At 70.0% G+C, this 18496-nt stretch carries 14 protein-coding genes; 4 read left to right on the top strand and 10 right to left on the bottom strand.

The features are described from left to right. Positions 1-24 precede the first annotated feature (24 nt). The 3 genes from htpX to E2F48_RS10050 form a co-directional block, all read right to left on the bottom strand. On the bottom strand, positions 25-906 hold the full coding sequence (htpX, locus tag E2F48_RS10060; RefSeq protein WP_133403844.1) for a zinc metalloprotease HtpX: 882 nt from the start codon (positions 904-906) through the stop codon (positions 25-27). 116 nt (positions 907-1022) lie between these two features. Beyond that, a complete protein-coding gene (locus E2F48_RS10055; protein WP_133403843.1) occupies positions 1023-2303 on the bottom strand; it encodes an MFS transporter in 1281 nt (426 codons plus the stop codon). A gap of 77 nt (positions 2304-2380) precedes the next feature. Then, positions 2381-3073, bottom strand: a complete 693-nt coding sequence (locus tag E2F48_RS10050; protein WP_133403842.1) for an alpha/beta hydrolase family protein — start codon at positions 3071-3073, stop codon at positions 2381-2383. A 91-nt stretch (positions 3074-3164) separates the two neighbouring features. Here E2F48_RS10050 and E2F48_RS10045 point away from each other — a divergent pair, with 91 nt between their 5' ends. Then, complete coding sequence (locus E2F48_RS10045; protein WP_133403841.1) at positions 3165-3671, top strand: Fur family transcriptional regulator; 507 nt, start codon at positions 3165-3167, stop codon at positions 3669-3671. Further along, entirely contained in the window at positions 3668-5155 is a 1488-nt protein-coding gene (locus tag E2F48_RS10040; RefSeq protein WP_133403840.1) for a catalase, read from the top strand. Before E2F48_RS10045 ends, E2F48_RS10040 begins: the two co-directional genes overlap by 4 nt. A gap of 279 nt (positions 5156-5434) precedes the next feature. Here E2F48_RS10040 and E2F48_RS10035 read toward each other — a convergent pair whose 3' ends face one another. From E2F48_RS10035 to E2F48_RS10025, 3 genes are all read right to left on the bottom strand, one after another. Continuing rightward, a complete protein-coding gene (locus E2F48_RS10035; protein WP_133403839.1) occupies positions 5435-6958 on the bottom strand; it encodes an amino acid permease in 1524 nt (507 codons plus the stop codon). Between the two features lie 263 nt (positions 6959-7221). Then, positions 7222-9768, bottom strand: coding sequence for an MMPL family transporter (locus E2F48_RS10030; protein ID WP_133403838.1), 2547 nt, complete (start codon positions 9766-9768; stop codon positions 7222-7224). Between the two features lie 96 nt (positions 9769-9864). Next, on the bottom strand, positions 9865-10503 hold the full coding sequence (locus E2F48_RS10025; RefSeq protein ID WP_133403837.1) for a TetR/AcrR family transcriptional regulator: 639 nt from the start codon (positions 10501-10503) through the stop codon (positions 9865-9867). A gap of 126 nt (positions 10504-10629) precedes the next feature. Here E2F48_RS10025 and E2F48_RS10020 point away from each other — a divergent pair, with 126 nt between their 5' ends. Further along, a complete protein-coding gene (locus E2F48_RS10020; protein ID WP_133403836.1) occupies positions 10630-11604 on the top strand; it encodes an aldo/keto reductase in 975 nt (324 codons plus the stop codon). A gap of 75 nt (positions 11605-11679) precedes the next feature. Here the strand turns inward: E2F48_RS10020 and E2F48_RS10015 are convergent, their stop codons facing one another. Beyond that, complete coding sequence (locus tag E2F48_RS10015; protein WP_133403835.1) at positions 11680-13401, bottom strand: amidase; 1722 nt, start codon at positions 13399-13401, stop codon at positions 11680-11682. Next, positions 13401-14444 (bottom strand): agmatine deiminase family protein, encoded by a 1044-nt coding sequence (locus tag E2F48_RS10010; protein WP_133403834.1) that lies wholly within the window; start codon positions 14442-14444, stop codon positions 13401-13403. The genes E2F48_RS10015 and E2F48_RS10010 overlap by 1 nt, the downstream gene beginning before the upstream one ends. A 132-nt stretch (positions 14445-14576) precedes the next feature. Between E2F48_RS10010 and E2F48_RS10005 the strand changes: the two genes are divergently transcribed. Then, entirely contained in the window at positions 14577-15218 is a 642-nt protein-coding gene (locus E2F48_RS10005) for a TetR/AcrR family transcriptional regulator (protein WP_133403833.1), read from the top strand. Between the two features lie 36 nt (positions 15219-15254). Here the strand turns inward: E2F48_RS10005 and pntB are convergent, their stop codons facing one another. Beyond that, a complete protein-coding gene (gene pntB / locus E2F48_RS10000) occupies positions 15255-16733 on the bottom strand; it encodes a Re/Si-specific NAD(P)(+) transhydrogenase subunit beta (RefSeq protein ID WP_246018794.1) in 1479 nt (492 codons plus the stop codon). 41 nt (positions 16734-16774) lie between these two features. Beyond that, positions 16775-18331 carry a Re/Si-specific NAD(P)(+) transhydrogenase subunit alpha gene (locus E2F48_RS09995; protein WP_133403831.1) on the bottom strand — a complete coding sequence of 519 codons (1557 nt, stop codon included), beginning with the start codon at positions 18329-18331 and terminating at the stop codon, positions 16775-16777. Between the last annotated feature and the right edge of the window lie 165 nt (positions 18332-18496).

The following is an 18496-nucleotide window of genomic DNA, read 5'->3' as shown; positions in this document are numbered from 1 at the left end:
CACCGGCGCCGCCGGGGGCAGCGGTCAGCGGTCGATGGGGCGTCCGGCCATGCCCTCCAGCCGCGCAATCCGCTGGGGAATCGGCGGGTGGCTGGCGAACAGGCGCTGCATGCCCCCGCCCCGGAACGGGTTGGCGATCATCAGGTGTGACGTGTTGACCAGGCGCTGGTCCTGCGGTAGCGGTGCCCGCTGCGTTCCCGTCTCCAGCTTGCGCAGCGCCGAGGCCAGCGCCAGCGGGTCGCCGGTCAGGCGCGCGCCGTCCTCGTCGGCGTCATACTCGCGGGTCCGGCCGATCGCCATCTGGATCAGCCCCGCCGCCATCGGGGCGAGGAATACCAGCAGCAGCGCGGCGATCGGGTTGCCCCCGGAGTTGCGGTTCCCGCCCATCAAACCGGTGAAGGCGAACAACTGCGCCAGCGAGGTGATCACCCCGGCGACGGCGGCGGCGAGGGAGCCGGTGAGGATGTCCCGGTTGTACACGTGCATGAGCTCGTGCCCGAGCACCCCGCGCAGCTCACGCTCATTGAGCAGCTGCAGGATGCCCTGGGTGCAGCACACCGCGGCATTCTGCGGATTCCTGCCGGTGGCGAAGGCGTTGGGCGCGAGCGTCGGTGAGATGTAGAGCCGCGGCATGGGCTGGTTCGCCTGCGCGCTGAGCTCGCGTACGATCCGGTACATCGCCGGCGCCTGCTGCTCGCTCACCTCGACCGCCCGCATGCTGCGGATCGCCAGTTTGTCGCTGTTCCAGTAGCTGTAGGCGACGGACCCGACGCCGAGAAGGGCGAAGATCAGCAGGAACGAGGAGTTCCGGGTGGCGCCCGCGAGAGCCGCCCCGAAGAGCAGGAACAGTCCCATGAGCGAGCCGAACAACAGCGCGGTCTTGGCTCCGTTGAAGTGTCTGTGCACTGTAGGGCATCTCCTTCAGAGGGTCTTGTCTAGGGAGAACGGCCGGGCGCGGCGCTCCGTTCCACCGGTTCCCGAGCCGCCGGGAGGGCAGGGTGAAAGCGGCACGGGCCGCGGTGTCAGGCCTGCGGATTGCGCGAATCGTACTGGGCGAAACGGGGCTGCCACTTCGCCAGCAGGCCCACGAGGGCGATGCACAGCAGGCCTCCGATCACCGGCGTCCAGCCCTCCCCCAGCCACTCGGCGCCGCCACCGGCGACCATGTCGCCCAGGCGCGGGCCTCCCGCAACGACGACGATGAAGACGCCCTGCAGCCGCCCGCGCATCGCATCGGGGGTGGCGGACTGCAGGATGGTGCTGCGGAACACCGAACTGACGGAGTCCGAGATGCCGGCGAGGACGAGGCAGAGCGCGGCGGGAATGATCCAGGGCGTCACCGCGCCGCCGGCACCGGGTCCGGTGGATCCGGCCGCGACGACCACGAGGCCGAAGGCACTCACCGAGGCACCCCAGCCCACGATGGACCACAGCACGGCCAGGCCCTGGCGGTGGATCCGGCCGAGCGGGCCGGAGAACAGGCCCGCCAGCACCGAGCCGAACGCCACCGCCGCGAGCAGGATGCCCACGGTGAGTTCCCCGCCGCCGATCAGGACGGCGCCGATGGCCGGCAGCAGCGCCCGCGGCTGGGACAGGATCATGGCGGCAAGGTCGACGAGGAAGGTCATGCGGATGTTCGGGCGGGTGCCCAGGAACCGGAACCCCTCGAGCACCGAGGACAGCCCGGCCCGCCGGGTGGGGCCCTCGGGCGGCATGGGCGGGAGGCTGAAGACGGCCCAGAGCGCGGCGGTGAAGGTGACGGCGTCGATCGTGTAGGTCCAGGCGTAGCCGACCTGTGCCACCAGGACGCCCGCCAGCAGCGGCCCGACGGTGAAGGCCAGCCCGAAGGTGAGCATGCTGAGCGCGTTGGCGGCCGGCAGGAGTTCGGGGCGCACCAGCCGCGGGATGATCGAACTGCGCGTGGGCTGGTTGACGCCGGCCGCGCCGCTCTGCACCGCGACCAGGAGGTACAGGAGCCACACGTTGTTGAGGCCGGCCCAGGCCTGCGCGGCGATGGCGATGGTGGTGAGCCACAGGGCAAGTCCCGAGTACAGTGCCACCGTCCGCCGGTCGTGGGCGTCGGCGATCGCCCCGCCGTACAGTCCGGCCACCACCAGCGGCACCAGCGCGAAGAGCCCCAGCAGGCCCACGCTCAGGCTCGAGGAGGTCAGGGCGTAGACCTGGAGGCTGACGGCCACCAGGGTGAGCTGGGTGCCGGTGGCCGAGAGGGTCGTGCCGATGTAGAGCCGGCGGAAGGCCCTGCTCTCCTTCAACGGCGTGATGTCGGCGAGGAGTCTGGGCACTCCAAAAGTGTAGCCGCCATGTGGTTCGCAACGGCAACTACCGGCGCCGGAACCGTCAGGGATTACGCCCGGCGGCGTTACTCGGCGGCGGCGATCGCCTCGTCAACCATCTTCAGTACCCGGCGGTCCGCGATCGGCCGGAAGTGGCCCATGGTCTCGAGCTGGATGTTGCGCGCCCCTTTCAGGAAACTGCCGCCGGGGATATGCGGGTCGAAACGCCCGTAGATCGAGGTGATGCGGGCATTGACCTCGAGGTTGCTCCCGAGCGAGACCAGGGTGCGGTTCTGGGGAGAGAAGGCCCGGATGCTCGGCAGGACGAAGAAGTTCGCATAGATCGAACCCGAGAACGGGGTGTTGATGGCGACGAGCCGGCTGACCCGGCTTCCGGGCAGGGTCATCAGGTACTTGCCGATCAGTCCGCCCTTGCTGTGGGCGACGATGACGACGTCGCGCAGGTCGCGTTCTTCGAGGTATTCGGCGGCCAGTGCCGCCATCGCCGCCACGCTGCCGCGGTTGTATCCGAGCTTCTCCACGACGTGCACCGGGTGCCCGGCCCGGTGCAGGTGGGCGGCGACCGGACGCAGGAACTGCCAGGGCTCGTAGACGCCCGGGATCAGCAGCACCGGCAGCTTCGCGGGCCCTCCGGAGTGCTCGGGCCCGGCCGCGAGGTACCGCGCCGGGTCATCGCGCACGAGGAGCCCGTGCACCTGCCAGAAGCCGACGTACGCATAATCGAGTGTCCAGGCCCACGCCCGCCGCAACAGATTCATCGTTCCACCGTACCCAGCCATGCCGCGCGGCGGGGCGCAAGTTAGATGGACCTTATTATGAATTTCTCAGAACTAGTGGTTGACTCCCTTCATGACCGACACCGCTCCGCATTCCACCGCGCGCGAGGCGCAGTGGTCGCAGGAGCTGCGGGGCTCCGGGCGCCGGGTGACCCGGCAGCGCCTCGCCGTCCTCACCGCCGTCGAGCGCTTCCCCCATGCGACCGCCGACGATGCCGCCGCGGCCGTGCGCCAGGAACTGCCGCACATCGCCGTGCAGTCGGTGTACGTCATCCTCGCCGACCTCACGGCCCTGGGCCTGCTGCGCCGCATCGAGACCCCCCACTCCCCCGCCCGGTACGAGACCCGAGTCGGTGACAACCACCATCACGCGGTGTGCACGGCCTGCGGACGGATCGAGGACGTGGAGTGCGCCGTCGGCCACGCCCCCTGCCTGACCCCGCAGTGGTCCCCCGGCTCGGCCGGGATGACCATCCAGATCGCCGACGTCCTCTACCAGGGGCTGTGCGGCGACTGCCGCGCCCCCGCCGCCGGCCTAACGATTTACCCCAGCAGCACCACAGAAACAGGAGCACAGTGAACGCCAATTTCAGCACTACGCAGTCCGGGGCGCCCGTCGTCGACGACAGCAACTCGTCAGCGATCGGCCGCGACGGAGCGATCCCGCTGACCGACCACTACCTGATCGAGAAGCTCGCCCAGTTCAACCGCGAACGGATCCCCGAGCGCGTGGTCCACGCCAAGGGCGGCGGAGCCTTCGGTGTCTTCGAGACCACCGAAGACGTCAGCATGTACACCAAGGCGGCCCTGTTCCAGACCGGCGCCGTCACCGAGACGCTGCTGCGCTTCTCCTCCGTCGCCGGTGAGCAGGGCTCCCCCGACACCTGGCGCGATCCCCGCGGCTTCGCCCTGAAGTTCTACACCTCCGAGGGCAACTACGACCTCGTGGGAAATAACACCCCGGTCTTCTTCATCCGCGACGGCATCAAGTTCCCGGACTTCATCCACTCGCAGAAGCGCCTCCCCGGCACCAACCTGCGCGATGCCGACATGCAGTGGGACTTCTGGACCCTGAGCCCGGAATCCGCCCACCAGGTGACATGGCTGATGGGCGACCGCGGCCTTCCCGCCTCCTGGCGCACCATGAACGGCTACGGCTCGCACACCTACATGTGGATCAACGAGGCCGGTGAGAAGTTCTGGGTCAAGTACCACTTCAAGTCCAACCAGGGCCACGAAACCCTCACGGTCGACGAGGCGGAGTCCCTGGCCGGCTCGGACGCCGACCACCACCTGCGGGACCTCTCCGAGAACATCGCCAAGGGCAACCACCCGAGCTGGGACCTCAAGGTCCAGGTCATGCCCTACGACGACGCCAAGGACTACCGGTTCAACCCGTTCGACCTCACGAAGGTCTGGCCGCACGCCGACTACCCGCTGATCCCGGTCGGGAAGCTGACGCTGAACCGCAACCCGGAGAACTACTTCGCGCAGATCGAGCAGGCCACCTTCGCGCCGTCGAACTTCGTGCCCGGCATCGCCGCAAGCCCCGACCGCATGCTGCAGGCGCGCATCTTCTCCTACGCCGATGCGCACCGCTACCGCGTGGGCACCAACCACGCGCAGCTGCCCGTGAACATGCCCAAGAGCGAGGTGCGCAACTACTCCAAGGACGGCGCGGGCCGGTACCACTTCAACTCCGCCTCCACTCCGGTGTACGCGCCGAACTCGGTGGGCGGCCCCGCGGCCGACCCGGCCCTCTACGGTCCGCACGGCGGCTGGGAGAACGACGGCGAGCTCGTGCGCGCCGCGCACACCCTGCACGCCGAGGACGACGATTTCGGCCAGGCCGGCACGCTCTACCGCGAGGTCTTCGACGACGCGGCCCGGGCCCGGTTCCTGGAGACGATCACCGGCGCCGTCGGCGGCGTGGTCAGCTCCGAGATCCGCGAGCGGGCCATCCAGTACTGGACCAACGTCGACGCCGACCTCGGCGCCAAGCTGAGGGCCAACCTCGGCTCCGGTGAGACCCCCGCGTCGGAGTCGGAAGCGGCCCTGTACTAGGAGCCCTTCCGCGCCGCACGCGCCAGAAAACGTCGAACGCACCCGGTTTTCCAGGTGCGTTCGACGTTTTAAGGTGCGTCTGTCGTTTCGGGGTGCGTTCGTCGTGAACGGAGGTGTCATCGCCTCCCGACGGGCCGCTCCGGGGCCGTCGGCATTCGCGGGGAGCGATCCACCGGACCGCGGCGCCGCAATGCGGCCTAGGTACACGAAAACGACGGGCGCACCGGATATTTCCGGTGCGCCCGTCGTTTTGGGGTGTGTTCGTCGTGAACGGAGGCGTCAGCGCGTCCCGGCGCCGACCATCTCGTCGGCATCCGGCTCGGTCGAGCCCGCCGCGGTCTTCGCATTGAGCTGGGAGTGGCGGTAGCCGTAGGCGAAGTAGATGGCGAATCCGGCGACCAGCCATGCGGCGAAGAACACCCAGGTGATCGTGGCGAGGTTGAGCATCAGGTAGATGCACAGCAGCGCCGACACGATCGGGATGATCTTGCCGAAGGGCACCCGGAACGCCGGCAACAGGTCAGGTCGCTTGCGCCGCAGCACCAGGATGCCGACGCTGACCATGATGAAGGCGGAGAGGGTGCCGATGTTGATCATTTCGGCGAGGATCTCGACCTGGGTGAACCCGGCGAGCAGGGCGACGACGACGCCGCACAGGATCTGCGTGCGGGCGGGGGTGCCGCGCTTCTCGGAGGTGCGGCTCAGGAAGCGGGGCATCAGCCCGTCCCGGCTCAGGGCGAAGACCACCCGGGCCAGGCCCATGAGCAGCACCATGATGACGGTGGTCAGGCCGATGAGGCTGCCGATCGAAATGACTCCGGCGGCCCAGTCGGCGCCGACGAGCTGGAACGCGGTCGCCAGGGACGGGGCGCCCGACTCACCGAGCTCGGTGTGGGAAACCATGCCGGTGACCACGAGGGTCACGAGGATGTAGAGCACCGTAACGACGGCCAGGCCGGCGAAGATGCCGCGCGGCAGGGTCCGGCTCGGGTTCTTGACCTCTTCCGCCGAGGTCGCGACGACGTCGAAGCCGATGAAGGCGAAGAAGACCAGCGCGGCGCCGGAGATGATTCCGGTGAAGCCGAACGCCGACGGGGTGGCTCCGGAGAGGAAGGACAGGAAGGGCTGGTCGGCCCACTTGGCCTCGGTGTCGGCCGGCGGCTGGGATTCCGGCACGAACGGCGTGTAGTTCTCGGGGCTGACGTAGAAGAACCCGACGACGATGACGAAGAGGACGATCGCGATCTTGATGACGGTAAAGACGCTGTTCACGCGGGCGGAGAGCTTGGTGCCCAGCACCAGCACGGCGGTGAAGATCGCGACGATCAGCAGCGGTCCCCAGTAGAGGGGAAGCCCGAAGAAGCTGATCTCCGAGGGCACGTCGAGGTTGAGCACCGCGAACAGGTCGCTGAGGTAGATGCCCCAGAACTTCGCGATGACGGCCGCGGCCATGAGGAGCTCGAGGATAAGGTTCCAGCCGATGACCCAGGCGATGAGTTCGCCCATGGTGGCGTAGGTGAAGACATAGGCGCTGCCGGCCACGGGAATGGCGGTGGCGAATTCGGCGTAGCACATGATGGCCAGCGCGCAGGTGATCGCGGCGAGCACAAAGGAGATGGTGACGGCCGGTCCGGCATTGAACGCGGCGGCCTGGGCTCCGACGGAGAAGATCCCCGCACCCACGGCCACGGCAACGCCCATGATCATGAGGTCCCACGTGTTCAGGGAACGCTTGAGCCGGCGCCCCTTTTCGTCCGAGTCTGCAATCGACTGCTCAATCGATTTTGTGCGCAATAGGTTCAATGGCCTGCAACTTTCACAAGGGGGGTGCGGCAGCGGGGGAAAAACTGCCCAGACAAGCGTATTGAGGTCCAGCCGCTGGGACGGAATCCGTCCACATGGTGAGATAGTTTGCAAGGGCCACCATGTGGTCCTCCGGGGCACACCGCGGGAGCGGTCCGCGACCCCGAGAGCGACCGCGGCCCGGGAAAGCGACCGCCGCGCCGGATATATCCGGCGCGGCGGTCGCTTTCGGGCCGTTCGGTCGCGAAAGGGTGGGCCGGCGGTCAGCCCGCTGCCGGCACGGGCTCCCGCTGCGGTTCGGGCCGCGGGGTGAGCTTCGCCCCCTCGACGTCGACGTCGGGCAGGATCGTATCCAGCCAGCGCGGCAGCCACCAGGCCTTCCGGCCCAGCAGGTACATCGCGGCGGGCACGAGCGTCATGCGCACCACGAAGGCGTCGAGGAGCACTCCGAAGGCCAGCCCGAAACCGATCGGCCGGACCATGGTCAGGTGCGAGAACACGAAGCCGGCGAACACCGACACCATGATGATCGCCGCCGCTGTGACAACCCGTGCGCCGTGGCTGAACCCGACCCTCACCGCGGCCCGGGCGCTCCCCCCGTGGACATACGCCTCGCGCATTCCCGAGACGAGGAACATCTGGTAGTCCATCGCGAGCCCGAACAGCACCCCGATCAGGATGATGGGCAGGAAGCTGAGGATCGGGCCGGGGTTGGTCACGCCGAAGAGGTCCCCGAACCAGCCCCACTGGTAGATCGCCACGGTGGCCCCGAAGCTCGCCAGCAGGGAGAGCAGGAACCCGGCCGTCGCGATGAGCGGCACGAGCACCGAGCGGAACACCAGCAGGAGCAGGAGCAGCGAAAGCCCGACGACGATGGCCAGGTAGAGCGGCATGGCCTCCATCAGCCGGGCCGAGACATCGATGTTCGCGGCCGTCTGGCCGGTCACCGACACGGAGACCCCGGTCGTGTCCTCGATGCCGTCGGAGGAGGCGCGCAGGGTGCGCACGAGGTCCTCGGTGGATTCGCTGGCCGGCCCCTCCTCGGGGAGCACCTGGAAGACGGCGGTGCGCCCGTCGGCGCTCACCGAAGCGGGAACCGAGGCGGCGACGTCGGGGATGTCTGCCAGCAGGTCGTTGACGTCGAGCTGCAGTTCGGCCAGGGCAGCCTCGTCCGCGGTGGCCGGCATCGCCCCGACGACGATCAGCGGACCGTTGGCGCCCTCGCCGAACTTTTCGTCGACGGTGCTGTAGGCCTGAAAGGCGGTGGAGTCGGCGGGCTCGGATCCGCCGTCGGGCAGGCCCACCCGCAGCTGGGCAGCGGGCACGGCGATGGCGCCGAGCAGCAGGACGCCGGCCACGAGGGTGAGCGCCGGCCTGCGGGTGACGAGGCCGCCCCAGCCGCGGCCGCCCTCGGCCCGCCGGTCCTGGGCCCGCTGCTCCTCCTCCGGGGAGGTCCCGCTGGACCGGTGGGCGTTGCGGGCCCACGCCCGCGCGGAGATGAGCCGGGTGCCGAGAACGGCGAGCAGGGCCGGGGTGAGGGTCAGGGCCACGAGCACCGAGACGGCGACTGTTCCCGCGGCGGACAGGCCCATGACGGTGAGGAACGGCAGGCCGGGCACGGCGAGAGCCGCCAGCGCGACCACGACGGTGAGCCCGGCGAAGAGGACGGCGTTGCCGGCGGTGCCTGTGGCCCGGCCGACCGACTCCTCAAGGCCCATCCCGTGCAGGAGTTGCGTGCGGTGCCGGTTCACGATGAAGAGGGAGTAGTCGATGCCCACGGCCAGACCCAGCATCAGCGCCAGGACCGGGGAGATGCTGTTCATCTCGATGATCCCGGACAGGGCGAAGGTGATGCCCACCCCGACGCCGACACCGATCACGGCCATCAGGAGGGGAAGGCCTGCGGCGACGAGCGTACCCAGCATGAGGACAAGGACCAGGGCGGCGACGAGCAGGCCGATGACCTCGGCGTAGCCGAAGATCTCGGAGACGTCCTCGACGATGTCCTTGCTGTAGTCCACGGTGACGCCGCCGCCGGCGGCGGTTCCGGCCTCCTCCTGCACGGCTTCGCGCAGTTCCGGGGACACGGCGTTGATGGACTTCTCGAACTGGACGCTGGCGACGGCGGCGGACCGGTCCTCCGCCACCAGTCGGATGCCCGAGGAGGCCCCGAGGCGGCGTTCGGCCAGTTCGAGTTCGGTCCTGCCCCGCTCGAGTTCGGCCGCGCTGCCCTCAAGCTCGGCCCGGCCGGCGTCGAGGCGCTGCTGCCCCTCGGCGAGCTGGGCCCGGGCGGCATCCAGGGCAGGACCCGGCAGGGAGGCCGCACTCTGTTCAAGCTGGTCCCGCTGGGAGTCGAGCTGCTGCTGGCCCTCCTCGAGCTGCTGCCGGCCCGAGGCCAGCTGCTCCTCTCCTGCGGCAAGCTCGGCGCGGCCGCTCTCAAGCTCCGACCGTCCCCCGTCGAGCTGCTCCGTCACGGCGAAGGGGTCGACGACCGACCTGACGCCGTCGAGGTCGGCGACGCCGGCGAGGGCCTCCCGGACCGCAGCCTCCTGGTCCGGGGTGAAGGCCGCGCCGTTCTCGGTCCGGAAGACGACCGTCCCGGTGCCGCCGACGGCCTCGGGCAGTTCGCGCCGCAGCTGGTCCGCGACGCGCTGGGACTCGGTGCCGGGGATGGAGAAGTTGTTGGTGAGGGTGCCGGAGAAGAAGACGGCGGAGGCCCCCACGGCCACCATGACGGCCAGCCAGGCGGAGACGACCCACCACCGCCTGCGGTAGGCGAACTTGCCGAGCCGGTAGAGCAGAAATGCCATTGGAAGTGTCCTTGGGTAACGGAGGTGGGGTGACGGAGGTGGGGTGACGGAGGTGGGGTGACGGAGGTGGGGGCGGGCGGCGTGGGTATGAGCGGATCAGGCGGGGTGCGCGAAGCCGTCCCGGAGCATTGAGAGGGCCAGCACCATGCGTTCCTCGAGGGCGCCACCGGCATCCCCGTGCCGGTCCGGGTCGTCGGCGGCCCAGTCGTGCATCGCCGCCTTGGCGCAGGAGAGCACCGAGCCGACCAGGGCGCTGACATAGAGGGGCGAGGCGCCGCCCTGGAGGTGGTGGGTGACGGCCTCGATGATCCGGGCTTCCGCCCGTTCCCAGGCGTGAAGCTGGGCCCGCAGCAGTTCCGGGCTGCCCGCCGCCATCCGGAAGAGCTCTCCATGAACCGCGAGGTCCTGGACCTTCGCGGTGGCGGCGAGCGCGGCGATCATCGCGTCGAGCAGCGGCTCCCCCGCCGGGCGCCGGGAGAAACTGGAGATGGCGAGTTCGAGGAAGGACTCGGTGCTGACGTTGAGGGCTTCCTCGGCGCTGTGGAAGTAGTTGAAGAAGGTGCGCCGCGAAACCCCGGCCCGGGCCGCGATCTGGTCCACGGTGAACGATCCGGCTCCCTTGCTGCGCGCCAGGGTGAGCGCGGCCCCGGCGATCGCCCGGCGGGTGTCGATCTTGTTCTGTTCCCGACGGCCCACAGGCTCCGGGGGCTCCGCCGCGTCCTCAACCGTTTGCACGCTTCGAGGCTACGCTGAATTTTGCACGCTGTGCAAGAAATATTCCGACGGACGGGATGCGGACAGGAGACCGGGCCGACCGCGCGGGTCTAGGCTTGCCGGAAAACCCCACCGAAAGGCGTTGAGATGAAACACCTCACCCTGGGACAGGACCTGGAGGTCTCGCGGCTGGGCCTCGGCTGCATGGGCATGTCGGCCTTCTACACCGGCAGCGGCACCGACGACGACGCAGCCGTGCGCACCCTCCACCACGCGCTCGATCGAGGCATCACCTTCTTCGACACAGCCGAGATCTATGGCCCCTACACGAACGAGGAACTGCTGGGCCGGGCCTTCGCCGACCGGCGGGACCGGGTGGTGATCGCCACCAAGTTCGGTGTCATCCGCCACACCGCCTCGGGCGAGCGGGGCCTGGACGGCAGCCCGGCGAATGTGCGCCTGGCCGTCGAAGGCTCCCTCCGGCGTCTGGGCACGGACCACATCGACCTGTACTACCAGCACCGGATGGACCCCGCCGTCCCCGTCGAGGAGACGATGGGCGCCCTGGCCGAACTGGTCGGGCAGGGAAAGATCCGGCATATCGGCCTGTCCGAGGCGGCGCCGGCCACCCTCCGCCGTGCCCACGCCGTGCACCCGGTAACGGCGCTGCAGACCGAATACTCGCTGTGGACCCGCGACCCCGAGCAGGAGATCCTCCCGCTGGTGCGCGAACTCGGCATCGGGTTCGTTCCGTACTCGCCCCTGGGCCGCGGATTCCTTACCGGGACCATCCGCAGCCTCGACCAGCTCGACGAGGCGGACGTCCGGCGCTACAACCCGCGTTTCGCCGGGGATAACCTTGAGGCGAACATCCGGATCGTCGAACAGGTCGACGCCGTGGCGCAGCAGGTCGGAGCGACCCCCGGGCAGGTGGCCCTCGCCTGGCTGCTCGCCCAGGGCGGGAACATCGCACCCATTCCCGGCACCCGCAGGATCGAGCACCTCGAGGAGAACATCGCCGCCGAGGCCCTCGAACTCTCGGGCGACCACCTCGCCGTACTGAGCGCCGTCGCCGCGCCGGTAGGGGACCGGTATGCGGACATGTCGACGGTGAACCGCTGAGCCGCGGCGCCCAACTGGTAACGGGGGCCCGCTCGTGGGCAGCCTGAGGTAAATGGCCGGGTTAGGCCGCCGGACTCAGCCCAGCGGCGGAGTCCTCGGCGGCGGAGTGCGGCGCCGGCCCGTCGCCTCGAAGGCGGCGGCGAACCCCAGGAGGGCGGCGTCGTCGTAGGCCCGGCCGGCGAAGGTGAGGCCGACGGGCATGCCGGTGTCGGCCATCGTGCCCATCGGCACGGTCACGGTCGGGATGCCCAGGTGCCTCGGGACCAGGTTGCCGTTGGCGACCCAGACCCCGTTGCGCCAGCCGAGGTCGGCGGAGGCGGGATTGACGTCCATGTCCGCCGGTCCAACATCGGCGGCGGCGGGGAAGACCACGGCGTCCAGACCGAGGCGCTCCATCCACTCCTCGAGGTCAACGCGGCGGGTTTCCTCGAGCCCGCGCAGGCCCTCGGCCAGGTGCGGGATCGCAAGGAAGGACTCCACCGGGTGGTCGCGGACGCGGTCCGGATAGGTGGTGATGTCGTCGTCGAACCCGTCGTAGCGGTCCGGAAGCGCACCCTCGGGGGCCGGGAAGATCGCCGCGCCGTCGACCGCTGCCAGGCTGTCGAGGGCCGGATCGCCATTGGCCTTCAGGAAGTCGTCCCACGCCCACGACGAGAGGTCGGTGATCTCGCGCTCAAGGTAGTGGGGGCTGACCAGTCCGCGGGTGGCGAGAGTGGGGGCGCCGGGGCGGTCGCCCTCGTAGTTGGAGACCACCGGGAAGTCGACGTCCACCACCTCGGCGCCGGCCGCCTCGAGGTCGCGGCGGGCAGCCTCCCAGAGGGCGATTACCGACGGGCGCGTCTCGATGCGCCGTCCGGTGGGCCCACCGATGCCCGGGCTCTCCCCTGTGCCGGCGTCCGGATCGGCGTTGATGTACATGCGGGGCACCCCGAAGCGCCGGCCCGCCAGCGCCGCCCGGGCGCCGTCGGGGCCCGCCGGGGCCAGCGCCGGGTAGGACGGCGGCCGCAGGTCCGATGCGGGCGGGATCTCCACCCACGGCTGGGCGCGCCAGAAGTCGCCGCGGGTCTCGGCGTCGTCGGCGACGATCACGTCGAGCAGCTCGAGCAGGTCGGCCATGGAGCGGGTGTGCGGAACGACCACGTCCATGGTCGGCACCAGGGGCCAGTTGCCGCGCACCGAGATGATTCCCCGGGAGGGCGTGTAGGCGCACAGGGCGTTGTTCGACGCCGGTGCCCGTCCGCTGGACCAGGTTTCCTCGCCCAGGCCGAAGGCCGCGAAGCTCGCCGCGGTCGCCGTGCCCGAGCCGTTTGAGGATCCCGAGGCGAAGGCCGCGGTGAGATAGTCGGCGTTGTAGGGGCTCTCGGCGCGTCCGTAGAGCCCGCGCTGCATGCCGCCATTGGCCATCGGGGGCATGTTGGTCAGCCCGATCAGGACCGCGCCGCCGCCCCGGAGTCGTTCAATGGTGAAGGCGTCGCGCTGGGCGGTGAGGTGCTCGAAGGCCGGGGAGCCCGCGGCGGCCGTGAGCCCCTCGGCCAGATAGCTGTTCTTGGCGGTGTACGGGATGCCATCCAGCGGTCCGAGCACGGCGCCGTCGGCCCGCCGTGCGTCGGAGGCCCGGGCGTCGGCAAGGGCCCCGGGGTTGGACACCACGACCGCGTTCAGCCGGGGGCCGCTCCGGTCGTAGGCCTCGATCCGCTCGAGATAGGCCCGGGTGAGGTCCTCGCTGGTCGCCTCCCCGGACTCCAGGGCGGCCCGCAGCTGCGCAATGGAGGCCTCGACGACGTCGAACCGGGCCATCAGGCGTTCCCTCCGTCCAGTGCCGGCTGCTGCTGGGTGATGCAGTGGATGCCCCCGCCCCTGGCCAGGATCGGCCGGGCGTCCACGGTCACCACCCGCCGGCCGGGGTAGGCCTCCGCGAGGATCTCGGCGGCCAGGGCGTCGGCGCGTTCTTCGCCGTAGCCGCAGGCGATCACGCCGCCGTTGACCACGAGGTGGTTGACGTAGCTCCAGTCGACGAACCCTTCGCTGTCGCGCAGGGTGGCAGGCGCCGGCAGCGGGACGATTTCGAAGGGCTTGCCTGCGGCGTCGGTCTGGGTCTCGAAGAAGGCCGACAGCGTGCGGCTGACCTCGAAGTCGGGGTGGCCGGGGTCGGACTGGAGGTGAAGCAGGACCCGGCCGGGCGAGGGCAGGGTGGCAACCATGTCGATGTGGCCGCGGGTACCCAGGTCCTCGTAGTCGCGGGTGAGGCCGCGGGGCACCCAGATAATCTTCATTGCGCCGAGAGTGCGCGCCAGCTCCGCCTCGACGCGCGCCTTGTCCGCGTAGGGGTTCCGGCGTGGATCCAGCTGGACCGTCTCGGTGACGAGGACCGTCCCGGCGCCGTCGACGTGGATCGCCCCGCCCTCGTTGACGAGCATCGAGCTGATGAGCTCGGCGCCGCTCTGCGCTGCGACGACGCGGGCCATCTCCGCGCTCTTCTCCCATTCGGACCAGGCGGGGGCGCCCCAGCCGTTGAAGGTCCAGTCCACCGCGCCGAGGACGCCGGGGCGCTCGTCGTCGAGCACGAAGGTCGGTCCGACGTCGCGCATCCAGAACTCGTCGAGGGGGACCTCGTGGAGCCCGACGGCGCTGCCGAGCAGGTTCCGGGCGCGCACCATTTCGCTGGGGTCGACCGCCATGGTGACCGGTTCGAACTCCGCGACCGCGTGCGCGACGGCGGTCCACGCGGCATAGGCTTCGGCCGCCGACGCGGCGTCCGCGCCGAGGGTCAGCCCCGCCCGGGGAAACGCCATCCAGGTGCGTTCGTGCGGTGCGGTCTCGGCCGGCATCCTCCAGGCCATCTGCGGCTCCTTCATCCCGTGCGGCCCTCCGGCGCCGGAGCCCGGGGCCCTCGGCCGTTCGTGGCGGCGCTGCACATTCTTTTATTGATCAGATGATCAACAGGCTTGAAAACTACTTTAGACTGAAGCGTGATGTCAAGCACTCCTCCGAGGCGCGCGGCCCGGAAAGCACCGTCCGAGCGCGCCGCCGAAATCGCCGAAGCCGCCCGTCAACTGGCCCTGGAGCGGGGCCTTGCGGCGATCACGCTGCGCAGTGTTGCGGCGCGGGTGGGCGTGGCCTCCGGTCTCGTTGCGCATTACCAGCCGAACGTCGACGCGCTCGTGGCGGACACCTTCGCCACCATCGTGGCAGCCGAAACGGCGGAGGTCGCCGCCCTGCTGGCCCGGCTCCCGGAACCGCCGCAGCGGCTCGCTCTCCTCCTGGACACACTGCTGGACGGGGCGCGCCTCGACGTGACCGCGGTCTGGGTTGAGGCCTGGACCCTTGGCCGCCGGAACGAGGCACTCGCCGCCAGCGTCCGCGTCCAGATGGACGCCTGGCAGGCGGTGCTGCAGGACGTCGTCGAGGCGGGAATCGCGGCGGGGCGGTTCGAGACCCCGGACGCGGCCTCCGTCGCCTGGCAGATCCTGGGCATGATCGACGGCCTGAACGCCCAGGCGCTGGTTCGCTGGGACGGGGTCAACGACCGCGGCGTGCACCTGGCCCGCGCGGTCGAGGGCATGGTCGGCGCGGCGCGCGGCTCCCTGGTCCACGGCGGCTCTCCCCGGGCCTGACCGCGGCGCGGTGCTGGCTCCGCTGCCAAACCGGGGTCAGTGCTGACCGGGTGCGGCGTTGTCTGCCAGCGGAGAGCTCACGGGGTCCTCCGAAAGGCTGCGAAGGATGTCCTCGACCCGCGCTTTGGCGTCGCCAAAGAGCATCGAGGTGTTGCCGCGGAAGAACAGGGGGTTCTGCACGCCGGCGTAACCTGCTGCCATGGAGCGCTTGAACACGATGACGTTCTCGGCCTCCCAGACCCTCAGTACGGGCATGCCGGCGATGGGGCTGGTGGGGTCCTCGGCCGCCGCGGGGTTGACGGTGTCGTTGGCCCCGATCACGAGGACCACCGAGGTCCCATCGAAGTCGTCGTTGATTTCGTCCATCTCCAGAACGATGTCGTAGGGGACCCGGGCCTCGGCGAGCAGGACGTTCATGTGCCCGGGCAGGCGTCCGGCGACCGGGTGGATGCCGAACCGCACGTTCACCCCGCGGGCCCGCAGTTGATGCGCGAGTTCGGCCACGGGGTACTGGGCCTGGGCGACCGCCATGCCGTACCCGGGGGTGATCACCACGCTCGAGGCGTCGAAGAGCAGCTCGGCGGTCTGCCGGGCCGTGATCTCCCGGTATTCACCCTGCTCGGCGTCCGTTGCTGCAGCGGGAGCGATGCCGAATCCGCCGGCGATCACGGAGATGAACGAGCGGTTCATCGCCCTGCACATGATGTAGGAAAGGTAGGCGCCGGAGGATCCGACCAGGGCCCCGGTGATGATGAGCAGGTCGTTGTTGAGCAGGAAACCCGCCGCGGCCGCGGCCCAGCCGGAGTAGCTGTTGAGCATCGAGACGACGACGGGCATGTCCCCGCCCCCGATGGACGCCACGAGGTGCCAGCCCAGGCCGAAGGCGAGCACAGTGACGGCGATGAGCAGCTCCAACCGGGAGTCGTTGACGTACCAGACCGTCAGGGCGGCGAACGCGGCGAGGGCGCCGAGGTTGATGGCATTCTTCCCCGGCAGCATCAGCGGGGCTGACTTCATCCGGGCCGAGAGTTTGAGGAACGCCACGATCGACCCGGTGAACGTCACCGCTCCGATGAACACGCCGATGAACACCTCGGCATGGTGCACCGCCAACAGGTCCCCGGCCAGGGCGGGGGCCTGGAGGTGACCGTTCCAGCCGACCAGGACGGCGGCAAGGCCGACGAAGCTGTGGAGCAGGGCGATGAGCTCGGGCATGCCGGTCATTTCCACAACGCGGGCGCGCCACAGCCCGATCCCGCCGCCGACCACGACGGCGGCTGCGAGCAGGATCAGGCCGGTCCAGCCCCGGGCCGTTCCCAGGGTGCCCTCCAGGGCCAGCCAGATGGTCGCCGCCAGGGCGAGGGCCATGCCGGCGATGCCGTAGAGGACCCCGGCCCGGGCTTTCTCGTGCCTGCTCAGCCCGGCAAGACTGAGGATGAACAGCAGGGCGGCGGCGATGTAGGCCGCACCCGCAACCGACTCTGCGGTGAATGGTCCGGAAACGGCAGTCGACACGTCCAGGCTCCTCGATAGGGTTGGTGCTGAGGCGCCCGGGCTCATGGTCGAGCCCTGTCGCCGCGGGCGAACATTCCGAGCATGCGCCGGGTCACGGCGAACCCGCCGAAGATGTTGATGCTCGCCAGCAGGACCGCGGCGGCGGCGAGAACCTGCACCAGCGGGTCATTCGAGGTGACCTGCAGCAGCGCCCCGATAACGATGATTCCCGAGATGGCGTTCGTGACGGACATCAGTGGGGTGTGCAGGGCGTGGTGGACCTTCCCGATCACGTAGAAGCCCACCACGACGGAGAGCATCAGTACCGTGAAGTGTTGGGGCAGCGGCGCCGGCGCCACGGCGTTGATCAGGAACAGCACCGCGATACCCGCGGCGAGAAGACCGGCCTTGCCGGCAGCGCTGAGTCCCGGCGTCGCCGTGGTCATCCCGGCAGCCGGCACGGCCGCGCGGACGGTCGAGACCGGCGCCGCGGAGACCTGGACCGGTGGCGGCGGCCAGGTCTTCTCTCCGTTCCGCACCACGGTGACCGAGCGCTGCACCACGTCGTCGAAGTCGATTCTCAGCTGCCCGTCCTTGTCCTTCGTCAGGAGGCGCAGCAGGTTCAGCAGGTTCGTCCCGTACAGCTGGGAGGCCTGCGCCGGCAGGCGGGCCGGAAAATCCGTGTAGCCCAGGATCACCACGCCGTTGTCCGTGACCACCCGTTCCCCGGCGACCGACCCCTCGACGTTCCCGCCCTGCCCTGCCGCCATGTCCACGATCACGCTGCCCGGCCGCATCCCCGCCACATCCGCCGCCGTCAGCAGCCTCGGCGCGGGACGTCCCGGGATGAGCGCGGTGGTGATGATGATGTCGACGTCGCGGGCCTGCTCGGTGTAGATTTCCGCCGCCCGGGCGTTGTAGGCCTCGCTGGTGGCCCTTGCATACCCGTCGGAGGACGTCATTTCCTCGCCGACCTCGACCGGGAGGTAGGTTCCGCCGATGGACTTCACCTGATCGGCTACCTCGGGCCGCGGGTCGGTAGCGCGCACGATCGCGCCGAGGCTGCTTGCGGCCCCGATCGCCGCGAGGCCCGCCACGCCGGCCCCGGCCACCAACACCCTGGCAGGCGGCACCTTCCCCGCCGCGGTCACCTGCCCGGTGAAGAACCGGCCGAACTCGTGCGCCGCCTCGATGACCGCCCGGTAGCCGGCGATGTTCGCCATCGAACTGAGGACATCCATGGACTGCGCCCGGGAGATCCGCGGCACCGCATCCAGGGCGAGCGCGGTGATCGGGCGCGCCGCCAGGGCGTCCACCAGCTCGGGCCGCAGGCCGGGGCTCAGCATTCCGATCAGGGTCGCGCCCTCGGCCAGCCGGTCGATCTCGTCTCCGGTGGGCGGGTTCACCTTCAGCACCACGTCGCTGCCCCATGCCTCGTTGGCGCCCCCGATGACGGCACCGGCGGCGGTGTACGCGTCATCCCGGAACGAGGCGGACTCGCCCGCACCCTTCTCGACCACGACGTCGTAGCCCAGTTCCAGCAGCTGCCTCACCGTGGCAGGCGTTGCCGCCACCCGCGTCTCCTGGCCCATTTCGGCCACGATGCCAATACGTGTCACGTCTCTCCTCGTGCAGTGTTGAGGGAAGTGTAAGGCCGGAGACCGGTTTGGTGGCGGATTCCGCAGGCGCAACCGGCCGGGGTGCGGTCCGCTGCGGCGGAGCCGGCCCCGGGCGGCGCCCGCCGCGGACCGGCCGGACACGCAACCGACGGGAGCCCCGGCCGC

Source organism: Arthrobacter crusticola, assembly GCF_004357995.1.
Classification (GTDB): domain Bacteria; phylum Actinomycetota; class Actinomycetes; order Actinomycetales; family Micrococcaceae; genus Arthrobacter_D; species Arthrobacter_D crusticola.
This window is presented reverse-complemented; position numbering and strand designations above follow the sequence as displayed.